The organism is Micromonospora sp. ABR4_055 (genome assembly GCF_056160425.1).
On sequence record NZ_JBSWXD010000010.1, the window covers coordinates 1 to 15,780 of the forward strand.

General features: G+C 71.5%; 17 protein-coding genes, 1 tRNA gene and 1 pseudogene. 7 read left to right on the plus strand and 12 right to left on the minus strand.

Going from position 1 to position 15,780, the window contains the following annotated elements; translation table 11 throughout:
* Positions 1 to 486: 486 nt before the first annotated feature.
* The 3 genes and pseudogenes from ACXAHD_RS04885 to ACXAHD_RS04895 all read right to left on the minus strand — a co-directional run bounded on the left by ACXAHD_RS04885 (position 487) and on the right by ACXAHD_RS04895 (position 2,312).
* A complete protein-coding gene (locus ACXAHD_RS04885; RefSeq protein ID WP_281553121.1) occupies positions 487 to 945 on the minus strand; it encodes an LLM class flavin-dependent oxidoreductase in 459 nt (152 codons plus the stop codon).
* A 43-nt stretch (positions 946 to 988) separates the two neighbouring features.
* A pseudogene (locus tag ACXAHD_RS04890) lies at positions 989 to 1,348 on the minus strand (LLM class flavin-dependent oxidoreductase); the annotation flags it as partial.
* A complete protein-coding gene (locus ACXAHD_RS04895; RefSeq protein WP_281553120.1) occupies positions 1,293 to 2,312 on the minus strand; it encodes an aldo/keto reductase in 1,020 nt (339 codons plus the stop codon). The pseudogene ACXAHD_RS04890 and the gene ACXAHD_RS04895, both read right to left, overlap by 56 nt.
* Positions 2,313 to 2,436: 124 nt before the next feature.
* On the opposite strand from ACXAHD_RS04895, the gene ACXAHD_RS04900 reads away from it, so the two are divergent.
* Positions 2,437 to 3,093 (plus strand): TetR/AcrR family transcriptional regulator, encoded by a 657-nt coding sequence (locus ACXAHD_RS04900; protein WP_281553119.1) that lies wholly within the window; start codon positions 2,437 to 2,439, stop codon positions 3,091 to 3,093.
* Here ACXAHD_RS04900 and ACXAHD_RS04905 read toward each other — a convergent pair.
* Positions 3,056 to 3,787: a helix-turn-helix domain-containing protein gene (locus ACXAHD_RS04905; RefSeq protein WP_475048898.1), complete on the minus strand. Its 732-nt coding sequence runs from the start codon at positions 3,785 to 3,787 to the stop codon at positions 3,056 to 3,058. The two genes, ACXAHD_RS04900 and ACXAHD_RS04905, sit on opposite strands and share 38 nt — an antisense overlap.
* Before the next feature lie 146 nt (positions 3,788 to 3,933).
* Between ACXAHD_RS04905 and ACXAHD_RS04910 the strand changes: the two genes are divergently transcribed.
* Complete coding sequence (locus ACXAHD_RS04910) at positions 3,934 to 4,431, plus strand: VOC family protein (protein WP_281553118.1); 498 nt, start codon at positions 3,934 to 3,936, stop codon at positions 4,429 to 4,431.
* Here the strand turns inward: ACXAHD_RS04910 and ACXAHD_RS04915 are convergent.
* Positions 4,355 to 5,269 carry a S1 family peptidase gene (locus ACXAHD_RS04915; RefSeq protein WP_475048858.1) on the minus strand — a complete coding sequence of 305 codons (915 nt, stop codon included), beginning with the start codon at positions 5,267 to 5,269 and terminating at the stop codon, positions 4,355 to 4,357. The genes ACXAHD_RS04910 and ACXAHD_RS04915 overlap by 77 nt on opposite strands.
* 188 nt (positions 5,270 to 5,457) lie before the next feature.
* Here ACXAHD_RS04915 and ACXAHD_RS04920 point away from each other — a divergent pair, with 188 nt between their 5' ends.
* Positions 5,458 to 6,117, plus strand: a complete 660-nt coding sequence (locus ACXAHD_RS04920) for a response regulator transcription factor (protein ID WP_281553116.1) — start codon at positions 5,458 to 5,460, stop codon at positions 6,115 to 6,117.
* Positions 6,114 to 7,217: a sensor histidine kinase gene (locus tag ACXAHD_RS04925; RefSeq protein WP_289212115.1), complete on the plus strand. Its 1,104-nt coding sequence runs from the start codon at positions 6,114 to 6,116 to the stop codon at positions 7,215 to 7,217. Before ACXAHD_RS04920 ends, ACXAHD_RS04925 begins: the two co-directional genes overlap by 4 nt.
* A 105-nt stretch (positions 7,218 to 7,322) precedes the next feature.
* Here ACXAHD_RS04925 and ACXAHD_RS04930 read toward each other — a convergent pair.
* From ACXAHD_RS04930 to ACXAHD_RS04955, 6 genes are all read right to left on the minus strand, one after another.
* A tRNA-Ala gene (locus tag ACXAHD_RS04930) sits at positions 7,323 to 7,399 on the minus strand.
* 98 nt (positions 7,400 to 7,497) lie between these two features.
* Positions 7,498 to 8,334: a divisome protein SepX/GlpR gene (gene sepX, locus ACXAHD_RS04935; RefSeq protein ID WP_281553114.1), complete on the minus strand. Its 837-nt coding sequence runs from the start codon at positions 8,332 to 8,334 to the stop codon at positions 7,498 to 7,500.
* Positions 8,335 to 8,477: 143 nt separating this feature from the next.
* A complete protein-coding gene (locus ACXAHD_RS04940) occupies positions 8,478 to 9,119 on the minus strand; it encodes a GNAT family N-acetyltransferase (protein WP_281553113.1) in 642 nt (213 codons plus the stop codon).
* Positions 9,116 to 10,435: a molybdopterin molybdotransferase MoeA gene (locus ACXAHD_RS04945; RefSeq protein ID WP_281553112.1), complete on the minus strand. Its 1,320-nt coding sequence runs from the start codon at positions 10,433 to 10,435 to the stop codon at positions 9,116 to 9,118. The genes ACXAHD_RS04940 and ACXAHD_RS04945 overlap by 4 nt, the downstream gene beginning before the upstream one ends.
* Positions 10,432 to 11,391 (minus strand): UTP--glucose-1-phosphate uridylyltransferase, encoded by a 960-nt coding sequence (locus ACXAHD_RS04950; RefSeq protein WP_475048862.1) that lies wholly within the window; start codon positions 11,389 to 11,391, stop codon positions 10,432 to 10,434. The genes ACXAHD_RS04945 and ACXAHD_RS04950 overlap by 4 nt, the downstream gene beginning before the upstream one ends.
* A 9-nt stretch (positions 11,392 to 11,400) precedes the next feature.
* Positions 11,401 to 13,677: a GGDEF domain-containing protein gene (locus ACXAHD_RS04955; protein ID WP_475048901.1), complete on the minus strand. Its 2,277-nt coding sequence runs from the start codon at positions 13,675 to 13,677 to the stop codon at positions 11,401 to 11,403.
* Between the two features lie 213 nt (positions 13,678 to 13,890).
* Here ACXAHD_RS04955 and ACXAHD_RS04960 point away from each other — a divergent pair, with 213 nt between their 5' ends.
* A complete protein-coding gene (locus ACXAHD_RS04960) occupies positions 13,891 to 14,595 on the plus strand; it encodes a 5-formyltetrahydrofolate cyclo-ligase (protein WP_475048865.1) in 705 nt (234 codons plus the stop codon).
* A gap of 100 nt (positions 14,596 to 14,695) precedes the next feature.
* Positions 14,696 to 15,082, plus strand: a complete 387-nt coding sequence (locus ACXAHD_RS04965) for an FmdB family zinc ribbon protein (protein WP_281553108.1) — start codon at positions 14,696 to 14,698, stop codon at positions 15,080 to 15,082.
* A 28-nt stretch (positions 15,083 to 15,110) separates the two neighbouring features.
* On the opposite strand, the gene ACXAHD_RS04970 is transcribed toward ACXAHD_RS04965, so the two are convergent.
* Positions 15,111 to 15,293, minus strand: coding sequence for a hypothetical protein (locus ACXAHD_RS04970; RefSeq protein ID WP_281553107.1), 183 nt, complete (start codon positions 15,291 to 15,293; stop codon positions 15,111 to 15,113).
* Positions 15,294 to 15,410: 117 nt separating this feature from the next.
* Here ACXAHD_RS04970 and ACXAHD_RS04975 point away from each other — a divergent pair, with 117 nt between their 5' ends.
* Positions 15,411 to 15,731, plus strand: coding sequence for a translation initiation factor 2 (locus ACXAHD_RS04975; protein ID WP_281553106.1), 321 nt, complete (start codon positions 15,411 to 15,413; stop codon positions 15,729 to 15,731).
* Positions 15,732 to 15,780: the final 49 nt, after the last annotated feature.

Genomic DNA, 15,780 nt, shown 5'->3' on the forward strand with positions numbered 1-15,780 from the left:
TTTTTCCCCCTCCCTCCCGGGGGATTATAGGGGGTTCCTTTCGCGGGGTTTTTGTTGTTTTTTTTGCTTTTCTGTTTTTGTTCTCCCCCCCACCGGTGTCCCCACGCCCGGACGGCCAACGGCATCCGGACGGCCAGGGCGCCGCAGGCGGAACACAGTCGGGTCGACGGGAACCAGCGGTCCACAACCACCAGATCGCGGCCGTCGTGAGGTCGGTCCGGGCACCCTGTCGGTGTCGCCACCGGTAGGTCTCCCCGAACCGCCACCCGAACCCGCCGTGCGCTCGACCTGCCAGTGCTGATCATCGACGGCTCCGAGGACATTCGCCCCCGCTGGGCCGTCGACTCACTGCATGAGGCGCTGCCCGACAGTCAGCGCGTGAGCCTCGCCGGGTCCGGCCACCTGCCGTTGGTCGAGAACCCTGACGACTTCCGCCGAGCGGTGACAGCCTCGGTGATCGCCGCGCCCGAGCCACCGGCTGGAGCCTCAGGACGGCGTACTGATGATGAACTCGTCGGCGACCCAGCGGGCCACGTCGGGTGGGTAGGGCGTCGAGAGGCCGAGGACTATGTGCCCGAAGCCGGCGTCGACCGCCGCGCTGACGGCGGCCCGGGTGGCGCCGGGCTGGTCGTAGGAGACCGGCAGGTGGATGGAGCGGGTGATGGTCGCCGGGTCGCGGCCGATCTCGGCGCAGTAGCGGTCCAGCAGCGCGCTACGGCTGGCCGCGTCGGCGATGTCACCGCCGGGGATGTTCCACAGGTCGGCGTGCGCGGCGACCACCCGCAGCAGGGCCGCCGACCGTCCGCCGATCAGGATCGGCGGGTACGGGCGCTGCACCGGCTTCGGGCTGCCGTACGCCCCGGCCAGGCGGTGGTGGGTGCCGTGGAAGTCGAACGGTTCGGCCTCGGTCCACAGCCGGCGGGTGACCGGGCCGCGAGCCGGCACCGATGCCGAAGTCGAGCCGGCCGCCGGAGACGATGTCGACGGTCGCGGCCATCTTGGCCAGCATCGCCGGTGGCCGGAAGCGGTTGCTGGTCACCAACAGGCCTAGACGCAGCCGCCGGGTCTGCGCGGCAAGCGCGGCGAGCAGGGTCCAGCCTTCGTACGTCGGCCCGCTCGGGTCGCCGAAGATCGGCATGAGGTGGTCGTAGAGCCAGGCGTGTTCGATGGCCGGGATCGAGTCCGCGTCGCGCCAGACGCGCGACACGTCGTGGTAGTCGACCTGGGATGGGGCGGTCATGATCCCGAAGCTGAGCCGGGGTGTCGGTGGCATCAGTCCATCCAGTACGCGGTCAGCGGCGGCGGAGCGCCGGGTCGAGCAGAGCGGGCGGGGCGTCGTGCTTCTCATGCGGAGCCAGGTCGACACCGGGGGCGACGATCGCGTCGACGGCGTCGAGCACGTCGGCGGTCAGCACGGTGTCTGCGGCAGCCAACTGCGAATGCAGGTGGTCGATCGTGCGCGGGCCGATGATCGCGCTGGTCACCCCAGGGTGTGCGGTGACGAAGCCGAGCGCGAGTTGGATCATCGTCAGGCCGGCGGCGTCAGCGACGGCGGCCAGTTTCTCGACCGCGTCGAGCTTGGCCCGATTGGTGGGGATGTCCAGGTCGTACCGCTGCGGCATCTTGCCGGACCGGCTGGTGCTGATCTCCCGGTCGGCGCGGATCGCGCCGGACAGCCAGCCGGAGGCGAGCGGGCTCCAGGCGAGCACCCCCATGCCGTACTCCTGGGTCACCGGCAGGACGTGGGCCTCGATGCCGCGTTGCAGGATCGAGTACCCGGGCTGCTCGGTCACGTACCGGCTGGTCCGGTGTTCCCGGGCGGCCCACTGGGCCTGGACGATCCGGTAGGCGGGGAAGGTCGACGAGCCGAAGTAGCGGATCTTGCCGGCCCGTTGCAGATCGGTCAGCGCGGACAGGGTCTCCTCATCGCTGGTCGCCGGGTCCCAGCGGTGGATCTGATAGAGGTCGACGTGGTCGACGCCGAGCCGGCGCAGGCTGTCGTCCAGGGCGGTGACCAGCCAGCGGCGGGAGCTGCCCTGGTGGTTGCGTTCGTCGCTCATCGGCATGTTGGCCTTGGTGGCGAGCACGATGTCGTCGCGGCGGCCGGCGATGGCCTTGCCGAGAATCTCCTCCGACTGGCCATGGCTGTACCAGTCGGCCGTGTCGATGAGGTTGATCCCGGCGTCGAGCGCGGCGTCGACGATGGCGGTGGCCTCGTCCTGGCTGGTGTCGCCGATCGCGCCGAAGTTCATCGCGCCGAGGGCGAGGGTGCTGGCCTGCACGCCGGTGCGGCCGAGGGTGCGGTACTGCATGGCGTTGTTTCTCCTTGATCGGGGTCGCCTGATCTGGCACGCTGACAGCGAAGCGGAGCAGCGTTCCGCTAAGACGATACGGAACAACGTTCCGGTTGACAAGTGGGCAATGGAGGGACCGCGCATGGTCGACACCGACGGCGACAGCAGCAGGTCGGAGGGACCGGAGGGGTCAACAGCCGGACCGGAGCGACCGAAAGCCGAGCCGGACCGGCCGCGCCGGCAGCGGGCCGACGCCCGGCGCAACGAGCAGGCCCTGCTGGACGCGGCGGCGGCGGCGTTCATCGCATCCGGCGTCGACGTCCCGGTACGCGACATCGCCACCCGGGCCGGCGTCGGTGTCGGCACGATCTACCGCCACTTCCCCACCCGGTCCGATCTGATCGTCGCGGTCTTCCGACACCAGGTCGAAGCCTGCGCCGACGCCGGCCCGACCCTGCTGGCGGAGAGCGCCACCGCGCACGCCGCCCTGGCCCGTTGGGTCGACCTCTTCGTCGACTTCCTGATCACCAAGCACGGTCTCGCCGGGGCGTTGCAGTCCGACGCCGCCGCCTTCCAGACGCTGCACGAGTACTTCCTCGGCCGGCTGGTCCCGGTGTGCACCGAGCTGCTCGACGCCGCCGTCACGGCCGGCGAGATCCGTCCCGACATCGACGCCTACCAACTGATGCGCGGGGTCGGCAATCTCTGCGTCGGCGCCGACACCGACCCCCGCTACGACGCCCGCCGCCTGGTCAACCTGCTCATCGCCGGCCTTCGCCCCGGTACGCACTCGGCGTGAAGTCGAGCACCGTACGGAACTCGTTGGCCAGGTGGGCCTGGTCGGCGTAGCCCAGTTGGGCAGCCAGACCGGCGAGGTCGGTGCCCGGTTCGGTCCGCAGCAGGTGCGCCGCTTCCTGCAGCCGGCGTCGGCGGATCATCGTCAACGGCGGCAGGCCGACGTGGCGGCGGGCCAACCGCTGCACCGTGCGGGTCGACACGTGCAGCCGGGCGGCGACGTCCTCGACCCGCAGCACCGAGTGGTCGGTGTCGACGAGCTCCGCCAGGGTGTTGGCCAGCAGCGCCTCCGGGCCAGGCGGCCCGACCGTGGCGCTCAACCAGTCGACGAACGCCGCCACCGCACCAGCGTGCCGCTGCGGCGCGTCAACGGCACCAGTCATCGCCCCGACCACCGGCAACTGCAGGTCGGGCAGGTCCAGCAGCCGGGAGGCGTCCCGCAGCGCGGCAGGGTCCGAGGTGAAGTGCGGCACCGCCGCCGGGCGCAGCAGTGCCCCGACCGCCCAGCCGGTGCCGGTCAGGTCCCGGGACGAGACCCGGGTCGTCGGACCGGCCAGCTCCACCCCGTCCGGGCCGACTACCAGGTTGCAGGCGGGAAACGAGAGGATCTGCTGCCGGGAGGTACGGCCCGGCGCGATCCGCCACTCGGGGATCCAGAACCAGCGGACCAGTGACGCGACCGGCTCCGGCGGTGGCAGCCGGGCGAAGGTCGGCAGCCGGGCCGGGTACAGAATGCCGCGCTGCGCCGGGTCCACGGCAGCCAGGCTACGGGCCTGCGACACCGGCCGGCCGGCTGTCGCGAATCTGCAAGCCACCCGCCCGGCCGCTGCCTAGGGTCGGGACCATGTCCGACACTCTCGCGGCCGCCGACGGCCGGCACACCAGCAACGGTACGCCGCACGGCGTCACCAGCCTCACCCCGTTCCTGGCCATTCCGGACGCGCGCGGCGCGATCGCCTTCTACCGGGACGTGTTCGGCGCCCGGGTGGTGGACGTGACCGAGATGGGCGGCGCCGTGGTGCACGCGGTGCTCGACTTCGGCAACGGCCAGCTGCAGCTCGGCGAGCCGTCCCCGGCGTACGGCCTGGTCGCCCCGCCCGCCGGCGATGAGGACTGCTACTCGATCGGCCTGTACTGCCCGGACGTCGACGCGACGCTGGCCCGCGCGGTCGCGGCCGGCGCGACGGTACGCGAGCCGGCGGCGACCTTCGTCTCCGGTGACCGGTTCGCCAGCATCCGCGACCCGTACGGGGTGCGCTGGTCGATCATGACCCGGGTCGAGGACCTGTCCGAGTCCGAGAGCGCCCGCCGGGTCGCCGAGTGGGCCGCTCAGCAGGGCTGAGGAACGGTCGGCCGACGCGCCTCAATCTCAGTGCAGTGATGGCCGCCAATGCAAAACAGGCCACGAGGAGAGCTGCGGCGCCGAGGACGATCCGGTCCCGGTCCGATGTTCCGGCCATCGTGTCGGCGACCCATGCGGCGAGATTGTCGGCGCGGGCGCTGAAGTCCGCTCCGGAGTGCGGACAGCCCGGTCCCGAGCTGACGACAGCCACCAGTTCGGCCGTTCCATCGGCTCGTTCGCGGAAGTATGGACCGCCGGAGTCGTGCGCGCACGGGCTGGTGTCCGGACGGGGTTCCCGACCGGAAGTCTCGATCAGGGTCTCGCCGACCGCCTCGACGATGAACTGGCCGGTCTGCAGCCGCGTAGCGGGGACGATCGCATCGCCGTCGCCGACCAGTCCGTATCCGGTAAGACGGAGCGTCTCGCCCACCGCCGGCGGCGTGGTGGCGATCGTCAGTGGCGTGATGCCGGTGACGGCGGTGCCGAGCTCGGCGAGGGCCACGTCGCTCGTCTCGGCCTGGTGTACCGCGATGACCTCGACTTCCTGTCCGCCCTCACCGTTCAGTTCGGTGCGCCCGACCGTCGCGGTGGTACGACCGGCCACGGTGCGACTCACCCAGCGACCGTCGTCACCTCGGAAGCAGTGCCCGGCGGTGATCACCCAACGCGGTGCGATCAGTGCCCCGGAGCACGAGCTGTCCCGGGTGCCACCGTCGGCGGTGGGCAGCTCGGTCATGGTGAGCAGGACCGAGAACCGGTAGGCCCCGTCGGGTGCGTCCGCGCCGTACGCGATCGCCGCCGCGCTACGGGCCCCGATGGGAACAACAGCTGTGGCCACCAGGAGGATCAGAAGAGAACTCAGCACATATCTACGCAAAATTATCACCGGCACCAATGAGAAGCGTCATGGGATGGGATCATGCTTGCGGCCCGGTGGTCAGGAGAGCGTCAGCGACGCCCTTATCCATCCTTTATCCGAGTTGTGCGAATCTGTCGGCAGCCGGGACGGCAGCGGAAGGACACGGCGTGCGGGTGCTGGTGGCGGACGACGAGCGATTGCTGGCCGACACGGTCGGCGAAGGACTGCGCCGGCTGTCGATGGCCGTCGACGTGGTGTACGACGGAGACGGAGCCTTGGAACGACTCGGGGTCAACCGGTACGACGTGGCCGTCATAGACCGGGACATGCCGGGACACACCGGTGACGAGGTGTGCCGATCGATCGTCGACTCCGGTGACGGCACCCGGGTGCTGCTGCTGACCGCAGCGGCCGGCATCCGCGACCGTGTCGAAGGTCTCGGCCTCGGTGCCGACGACTACCTGACCAAGCCGTTCGCGTTCGCCGAGCTCGTCGCCCGGGTCCAGGCTCTGTCCCGGCGCTCGGGCCCGGCGTTGCCGCCGGTGTTGGAGCGCAGCGGGATCGTGCTGGACGCCATGCGGCACACGGCCACCCGCGACGGTCGGCTGCTGTCGCTGTCTCCGAAGGAGTTCGCCGTTCTGCACGTGCTGATGCGGGCCGGTGGTGGCGTCGTCAGCGCCGAGGACCTGCTGGAACAGGCCTGGGACGAGCACGCTGACCCGTTCACCAACTCAGTCCGCATGACCGTAATGACGCTGCGCCGCAAGCTGGGTGAACCTGAGGTGATCCACACGGTGCCACGTGCCGGATACCAGCTAGGTCCATGAGTTTCTGGACACCGACCCGACGGATCTTGCTGCTGTGTGGCGTGCTCCTGTTCACGGCCCAGTTCGCGCCGGTGCTCGCCGGGCAGGCACTCGCGTGGTGGCAGGCCTTCAGTATTGATTGGTGCGGCGTTCCACCGGGACAGGCGCCGGACAGCGATGCCTCGTTCATCTGTGTGCAGATGTTCCGGCGACCCAGCATCCCCCCTGCGATCGCCCTCGCCGCCGCGCTGGCGGTGATGTTGGCCGCCGCGTACCCGATGGTGCGGTGGTGCCTGCGGCCGATCCGGAAGCTGGCGGCCGAGATCGCGAACGTCGGACCGACGAATCTGGGTTACCGGCTCCGCCCAGGTCCGGGCCGTTCCGAGCTGGCCGAGCTGGGCCGAGCGATCGACGAGATGATGGATCGGATAGCCGTCGGCTACGAGGCACAACGCCGGTTTGCCGCGGACGCGTCCCACGAGCTGCGTACCCCGCTCGCCGTGCAACGGACACTGATCGAGGTCGGCATGGCCCGGACCCTGACCGCCGAGCAGCTCGAACTCCTCACGACCCAGTTGCTGGCGACCAATGAGCGCAACGAGCGCCTGATCGAAGGGCTGCTGGTGCTCAGCGAGAGCGACCGCGGTCTGGTCGCCCGGACACCACAGCGGCTCGACCGGATCGTGGCCGCGGTGCTCGACGCTCATCAGGCGCGGGCTACCGAAGCCGGGGTCACGATCACCAGCCGGCTCCAGCCCCGGGCGGTGCTCGGCGAGCAGGTGCTGCTGGAGCGGCTGGTCGCCAACCTTGTGCAGAATGCCCTGAAGTACAACCGGCCCGGCGGGGTCATCGAGGTGCAGGTCGGTGACGACCCTGCCCTGGTCGTGTCGAACACCGGCGACGACGTGCCGGTCGAGGAGGTGTCGGCCCTGTTCGAGCCTTTCCGGCGCCGGTCCGGGACCCGTATCGACCACAGCGGCGGGGCCGGGCTCGGACTGGCGATAGCCCGCTCGATCACCCGGGCACACGACGGCATCATCGCGGCCTCGTCCACCGGCCACGACGGCCTTCGTGTCCAGGTGTCGTTCCCCGCCGCGTCCTCGCCCACCGCCTCGGCCTGAGGCCGCCGGCGACTGTCTCCTGGGTGGATGATGAACCGTCAGCGTGGTCAAACGAGGGCGGTCTCTCGATCCCCGAGAACCCGCACTTGGTCTGCTGCCTCTTGGTGGTGGAGCTGAGGGGATTCGAACCCCTGACCCCCTCGATGCGAACGAGGTGCGCTACCGGACTGCGCCACAGCCCCAGAATCGGGTGACCCGCTGCCAGACCAGCAGTGGACCGGCGACAAGGCTAACAGGTCGGGCACCCGGTGCGCGAATCGATCCCGCCCGGGAGCCCCGGTCAGGACCGGCCGTCGTAGCTGCGGCCGGCCTCGTAGGCCCGGCCCCGCAGGCCACCCGTACGGCGGTAGGAGACTGACCCGCCGACCCCGCCGCCGCTGGCCGCGGCCGGCAGGTCACGCGGCCGGTCCAGGCCCATCGCGGCGCGGCGCATCACCTCCCGCTGGGCGGCGAGCCGGCGCTGCTGCTCCCGGCGGGCGGCGGCCCGGCGGGCCTGCTCGCGGCGTACTTCGGCCTGCCGGGCGGCCAGCCAGGCCGCTTCCCGGGCGCGGTGCCGACGGCGTCGGCGCTCGGCGATCGCCCGGTTGCGCAGGTGCACCAGGTAGACGGCGAGCAGCACTGCGGTGACCGCGAAGCTGATCCAGAAGCCGGGGCCGACCACCAGCACGCCGATCAGCTCGACCAGGTTGAGCAGCAGCAACGCGGCGAAGACCCGGCGTCGACGGACCACCGCCGGGGTGTGCCGACGAGCCGGTGCACGGCGCGGTCGGACGCCGACGGTCGGGACGAGGCGCAGCCGGCCACCCCGTCGACCGGCACCTGGTCGACCGGCGGCCGGCATTGGAGCGGACGGATCGTTGAACGACCCGGCGTCGGACGCCGTACCACCTTCCGGACCGACCGCACGGCGCACACTGAGCCGTCGGGGCGGGTTGACCGGCCGTTTTCCGGGCACGGTGCGCCGACGGCGGCGGCGTTGCAGCACCCGCGCCGTCGACTGCGCCCGCTCCGCCACCAGGCGCTCGGTAGCGTCGTACCGGCGGACCAGCGCCGGTGCGAGGGCGAGCAGCCCGGCGGCGGCGAGGACGGCGAGGAGCACCGAGGTCGGCACCCTCACCCCTCCCGTCACCCCGAGGCAACCCGCCGCCCATGCACGGACATGAAAGGCTTGATAGGTTGCCGTACCTTCTCGTTACTTGAGGTTACGGGCGTCCGACCAGGAATTTTGTACGCCGCGCCGACCACGGCCGGCGGTTGTGTTCAGTGGGCACTGGCCTGCAGCCGCCGCCAGCGAGCCAGCAGTCCTCCTTCGACCAGCACATCCTCGCTGGTCAGGGCGTATCCGATGTGGTCACGCCAGGCACCGTCGATGTGCATGTAACGATGATGGTAGGACTCCTCACGGAAACCCAGCTTCTCGACTACACGCCGTGACGGGATGTTCTCCGGTCGGACGTTGACCTCGATCCGGTGCAGTCCACCGGCGGCGAAGGCATGGTCCACCGCCAGGGCCAACGCGGTCGGGATCACCCCCCGCCCGGCGACAGCCGCGTCCACCCAGTAGCCGGCGTAGCCGGAGCAGAACGCCCGCCGCACGATGTTGCCGATGTTCAGGTGACCCACCAGCCGCTCGCCGCCCGTCTCGACCAGACAGACCGCGAACGGCATGCTCTCACCGCGCCGCGACTGTCGACGCTGGTCACGGTAGAGATAGCGGAACGCGTCCGGGGAGTTGAGCTCGTGCCACGGCCCCGGCGGGGCCGGCTCCCACGGGGCCAGCCAGCGATGGTTGCGCTGCCGGACCGCCGACCAGTCGGCGGCGTCACTGCGACGGTACGGCCGCAGCAGCACCGGACCGTCGGTGAGCACCACCGGCCAGCCCGGAGCCTCGTCCCCGATCACCGCTGCCGATCCAGCAGCAACACGTCGACGGTGGAACCGGCGGCGGCGGTGGTCACCCGCTCACCGAGCACCAGCAGGCCGTTCGCCTCGGCCAGCCCGGACAGGGTGAACGGCCCGCCGGGCAGCGGCTGCACGGTGTAGCCGCCGCCACGCCGCTCCGCGACGTTGGCCGGACGGAACTCCCGCAGGCCGACCGGCGATGACACGGTCTCCAGCAGATGGGCACGCACACTCGGCCGGAACACCGGCTCGGCACCGGCCAGCAACTGGATCACCGGCCGGGCCAGCACCTCGAACCCGACCAGCGCGGAGCCGGGTTCCCCGGGCAGGCAGACCACGGGCACCTCCTCGGCTCCGACCGTACCGAATCCGAGGGCCGTTCCGGGATAGAGCGCGACCTCGGTGAAGGTGACCGGCCCCGCACGGCCCCCTTCCCGTCGGGAAAAGATCCGCCGGACCATGTCGCCGGGCCCGGTGCCGGTGCCGCCGGTGGTGATGATCAGATCGGCCCGCATCGCCTGATCCTCGAGCAGCCCCCGCAGCCCCTCCGGATCGTCGTCGCAGATGCCCACCCGGTACGCCAGCGCGCCCACCTCGGCGACAGCGGCGGTGAGCGCGTGCGAGTTCGCGTCCACCACCTGCCCCGGCTGGCTGCTGCGGCCCACGTCGACCAGTTCGTCACCGGTCGCCACGATCACCACCCGCGGACTGGGCCGGACCGCCACGTGCCCGATCCCGGTAGCGGCGAAGACCGCCACCATCGCCGGCGTCACGTACGAGCCGGCGCGGGCCAGGACCGCCCCGGCCGGCAGTTCGTCGCCGGCCCGCCGCAGCCCGGAGCCGCGCCGGGGCACCTGGAAGATCTCCACTGCGGCCATGCCCTGATCGGTCCAGTCGATCGGCACCACCACGTCGGCGGCGATCGGCAACGGCGCCCCGGCCGCCACCGAGAAGCAGGTGCCCGGGGTCAGCCGGACCGGCCGCCAGCTCGCCGCGCCCAGGTCGCCCACCACGTTGAGGCGCACCGAGCGGGGTACGGCCGGGGTCGCCGACCGGCTGGCCGGGATCACCCTGCTCCCCCGGCCGGCCGAGGCGATGTCCTCCCAGCGTGCCGCGTAGCCGTCGATGACGGCCTGGTCGAACGCGGGAAAGGCGTGCGGTGCCACGACATCCTCGGCGAGGAGGTTGCCGTGCGCCTGGGTCAGGTCGAGGTCGAGCGGCGGCAGCGGCCGAATCCTGCGCAGCACACTGCCCAGGTATTCGGCGAGCGGCGTCAGCTCGTTGAAGGCCGCCTCGGCACCGGCCGTCGCGGTCATGTAGAGGGCACCCCTGGCGCGTCGGCCACGAACTCCTTCAGCCACGCCCGGAACTCGTCGCCGAGCCCTTCCCGCTGACAGGCAATCTGCACCACGGCCTGCAGGTAGCCCAGGGGCGCTCCAGTGTCGTAGCGGGTGCCCCGGTAGACGATGCCGTGCACCGGTGTCCCCTCGGCCAGCAGCATCGCCATCGCGTCGGTCAGCTGGATCTCGCCGCCGCTGCCCGGTTTGGTCCGCTTGATCGCCTCGAAGATGCTCGGCGGCAGCACGTAGCGGCCCAGCACCGCGAGGTTGCTCGGCGCGTCCTCGGCCGACGGCTTCTCCACCAGCCCGGTGACCCGGACGATGTCGGCGCCGTTCTGCACCGACTCGGCGGCCGGTTCGACCGACGCGATGCCGTACCGCTTGGTTTCGGCCGGCGGCACCTCCATGAAGGCCAGCACAATCCCGCCGGCTCGGGCCTGCAGGTCGATCATGGCCGGCAGCAGCGGGTCGTTCTCGTTGACGAACTCGTCGCCGAGCAGCACCGCGAACGGTTCGTTGCCGACGTGGCTCTGCGCGCAGCCCACCGCGTGGCCCAGCCCGAGCGGTTCGTGCTGGCGGCAGGTGTAGATTTCGGCCAGCTCGCTCGGCCGCCGGATCGCGGCCAGCCGCTCCTGGTCGCCCTTGTCTGCGAGCCGGCCTTCCAGGTAGGGCTGCCGGTCGAAGTGGTCGACCATGGAGGTCTTGCCACGGCCGGTGATCAACAGTACGTCGTTGATCCCGGCGGCGGTGGCCTCCTCGACGATGTACTGCAGGACCGGCCGGTCGACCAGCGGGAGGAGTTCCTTCGGCACGGCCTTGGTGGCCGGCAGGAACCGGGTGGCGAGCCCGGCGGCAGGGATGACCGCCTTCACCGCCCGCTGATCCGCGTTTGCGGTGGGGGTCGTTGCTGGGGTGGCTGCATGCTCCGACATGCCGCGAGACTATCGGCCACGGGTCTGTCTCGGCGGGTGTGGCCCGAAAGACGCGCCGCCACCGCGCGACGGTCCGCCCTCCGGGGTGGCCGCGCCGCCGCCTGCCGGTACCCGGGTCGACCGGGCCGGCGCCCGGTCAGCGACATGAAAAGTGTCCCGGCCAGCTGCTTTCGCGGCGTACAGCGCGTCGTCGGCGGCGTCGAGGACCTCCTCGCCGTCGCCAGCGTGGTCCGGGTAGACGGCGATGCCGATCGATACCGTTACCGACACGGTGGCGTGCCCGCGCCGACCGGCCCCGGCGTACGGCTCGACCCGGATCGGGCGGTCGCGGATCGCGGCGCAGAGCCGCTCCGCGACGGTGGCCGCGCCACGGACGTCGGTCTCCGGCAGCAGCACCACGAACTCCTCGCCGCCCTGTCGGAAGGCCAGGTCCACCTCACGGATCTCGGCGCGGATCCGGCGGGCGAACTCGACCAGGACGCTGTCCCCGGCCGCGTGCCCGTACGTGTCGTTGATGTCCTTGAACCGGTCCAGGTCGAGCACGAGTACGGCGAGCATCCGACCGAACCGGTTGGCCCGTTCGATCTCCCGGTGGATCGACTCCCGCAGGTGCCGGTAGTTCCACAGCCCGGTCAGCGGGTCGGTCACCGACAGCCGCTCGGCCTCCTTGTGCATCCGTACGTTGTTGACCGCCACCGCCGCATGCCCGGCGAAGGTGCGCAGCGTCATCAGATCGGCGTCGTCGAACTCGTCGCCGCCGAGCCGGTCGTAGACGGCCAGCACCCCGAACGCGGCGGGCGCGCCCGGACCGTGCCGGCCGGGGGCACGCTGCCCCCCCGCCCCGGGCGCCCCCACGCCGAGCTCATCGGTCCAGTTCGGCACCGAGAAGGGCACCGCGACATAGGTCCGGCAGGCCGGCTCGTACGCCGACAGGGCCGGACCGTCGCGTTCGATCCGCCCCCGCTTCGGCTGACCGCTGACCGCCACCGTGCCGAGCAGTCCACTGCCGAGCGGCACGTGCAGCGTCCCGTCCGTGCCCGCCTGGCTGGCAGCCGCGTCCGGTCCCGCCGGCTGGTCGGCCGCCGGACCGGCGCCGGCCGACGCGGTGGCCGGACCGGTACCGGGCGGGCTCGTCCGGTTGGACGACTGGCCGACCAGTACCCCGGCCGCCGGGTCGAGCACCAGTACGGCACCGTCCCTCGCCCCGGTCGCGGCAAGCGCGGTCTGCAGGATCACCCGCAGGATGCGCTGCAGATCGTGGGTGCTCGACAGGGTGTCGCCCAGAATCGTCAGCTGGCCGCGCAGCTGGTCCCGGCTCGCGGTCAGGGCCTGCACGTACGCCTGGGCCTCGCGGGTCATCCGGTTGAAGATGGTGGCGAGCTCGCTCACCTCGTCCGAGCCGCGTACCGGAACCCGGGCGGCCAGGTCACCGTCGACCACCCGACTCGCGGCGTCGGCGAGTTCGGCCAGTGGCTGCGTGGTGGACCGGGCCAGCCACCAGGCGGCGACCACCGCGAGCAGTCCTGCCAGGACGACCGTCGCCACCAGCACCGCGTACAGGCCGGACAGCTGGTCGCGTGGGGTGGACAGCACCATCGGCAGCAGCTGACCGTCGTCCGGGCCGAGCCGGCGCACCTGCCGGCCGCCGTCGGTCCAGCTGGTCCCGCCGTCGGCGAGCTGGCCGGCGGTGGCCACCACGTTTCCCCGCACCTCGGGCGGCTCGGTGCTGTGTACCACCGTGGCCCGGTCGGTGCCGGCGAGCAGGGTGATGCCCACCCCGGTCGATGCGGCGAGCCGGGCGACGAGGTCGGGGTCCAGCAGCTTGACCGCTGACACCTGACCGACCAGGACGTCGTTCTCGTCCCGGACCTCGACGATCGCCGCGAGGGTCGGCATCGCCCCGCTGCCACCGGCGCCGTCCGGCGCGGGTGCCGTCGCCGAGTCGGCGGCGTCCGGCGACCCGGTGCCGGTCGGCGGTCCAGGGCCGGTGTCCACCGGTGGCGCCTGCCACGACTGTCCACTACCGGTGCTGTCAGCTCCACCGTTGTCGTCCCGCCCGCTCGCACAGTCGACCCAGGGCGCCGACGGCGGGTCGGCGGTGGCCACGATCGACGCACCGTCCGGGCCGGTCACCTGGACTGCGGAGGCGAGGCTGCGGGCCACCGCCTGGTCAGCGGCAACGGCCAGTCGGGCCCGATCGGGCAGCAGCAGAGCCACTGCGCCCGCAGCAGCCTCCAGCTGGCTACACAGCGCGTTGACTGAAGTGCCGACGCTGGCGGTGGCCAGGTCGAGGCGTTCGGTGGAGCGGCTCTGCCCGACCGCCGCGACGGTCGCGCCGACGAAGAACGCCCCGAGCAGGACAGGTCCGAGCACGACCGTGAGGAAAGCGGTGGTCAACCGTCCGCGCAGGGTCACGCTTCCCCCAGAGGATTCTGCACCTGATGGTGCGATGCTGACACAAGCCAGATATTCCGCCGCGGTTGCCACCAGGAGTGTTGAGTGTCGGATTTTCCCGATGGAGCGAACCTCTGTCCATCGAGCAAGGACAGACTCCGTGCTGACATTCTCGCGCAGCGGCGCAAGCTGACGTCCGATCAGCTCACCCTGGCCGGTCGCCGGGTCGGGGCCACCGTACGTCAGCTGATCGATCGGGTCAGGCCGGCGCAGGTCGCCGGGTACCTGCCGATCGGCAGCGAACCCGGTGGTCCGGGGCTCGCCGGTCTGCTCGCCGAGGCGGTCGGCGGACCGGACCGGGTGCTGCTGCCGGTCCTGCTGCCCGACCGGGACCTCGACTGGGCCCGGTTCGACGGGCCGAATCCGACCGGCACGACGGGCCGGGCAGGCACATCCGGCCGGGCAGGCACATCCGGCCGGACAGGCACATCCGGCCGGACAGGCACATCCGGCCGGGCAGGCACCGCTGGTCTGCGCCAACCGGCCGGTCCCCGGCTGGGCCGCTCGGCGGTGGCCGATGTCGGGCTCATCGTGGTACCGGCCCTCGCCGTCGACCACCACGGCGTACGGCTGGGTCGTGGTGGCGGCTCCTACGACCGGGCGCTCGCCCGGGTACCCGGTGGCGTACCGGTGGTCGCGCTGCTGCACGACGGCGAGCTCCTGCCCCAGGTCCCGGCAGAGCCGCACGACCGACCGGTGGCAGCGGTGATCACACCGTCGGAGGTGCGCTGGTTCACTCCCATGCGGTGAGCTCTGCCGCTTCCCGCTGGACGTAGCGGGGTCCGATGGCGGATCATTGGCACTCGAATGGGTTGAGTGCCAGATGGCCTAGCCAGTGTCGGAGGAGACCGTGCCTACGTACCAGTACGCCTGCACCGCGTGCGGACACCAACTCGAGGCGGTGCAGTCGTTCACCGACGAGCCACTGCGCGACTGCCCGTCGTGCGCCGGGAAACTTCGCAAGGTGTTCAACTCGGTGGGCATCGTCTTCAAGGGCTCCGGCTTCTACCGGACCGACTCGCGCAGCGGCCAGGGCGGCGGCTCGGCCAACGGCTCCTCGGCGCCGTCGTCGGACAAGCCCGCGGAGAAAAAGGACGGCGCGGCATCCTCCGGCGGCAAGACCGACAGCGGTGGCAAGACCGACAGCGGTGGCAGCTCGTCGAGCAGTTCCGGCGGTACGTCGGCGTCCGGCGGCTCGACCAAGGCACCTGCCGCAGCCGGGTCAGCGAACAGCTGACCCGGACCGACGGCGGGCAGACCCACTGTCAGCTCCAGTGCGGCGGCCGCTCGGCCAACAACCATGCGTCGTCCGATCTGGTGGTCCGCTCGCCCCAGCCCAGGTCGGTGTCGTCGCTGGTCTGCTCGGGCAGCAGCGGCGCGTCGTCGTCGCTCAGGTCGACGAGACGATCATCGCCACCACGGCCGTCCGGCACGGTCAGGCCGGTCACCGCTCGTCCGTTGTTCGCACTCCACCAGGCTACCGCCCCGCCGGTGATCCTTCGGAGCCCGACACCGCACTGGCCGAGCCGTCAGGGCAGGCAGGTGAATTGGTAACGTCGTCTGTCGTGACCACAGATGACGGCGCGGGCGACGACGCGTACTGGCGGCGCCCGGACCCGGACGGTCCCGGCGGTGGACCGGGCAGGTCGGCCGGTGTCGGGCCAGTCAACTACAGCGGGCCGCCGGTCGGCGCTCCGCCGCCGCCCGGCTGGCGTCCACCGGTGCTGGTCAATCCGGCGCCACCCGGTACGCTGCCGTTGCAGAACCTGGCGGCGCTCGACGGCGAGGAGCGCAACGCCCGTACGGTCACCTACGGCGTCGGCATGATCGCTGCCGCTGTCATGATCATCCTGACTTGTCTGCTCTGCTCCCGGCTGGTGTTCTGACCGGCGGACCTGGCGCACGCGCACCGCGCGGCAACCACCCGAACCCGCT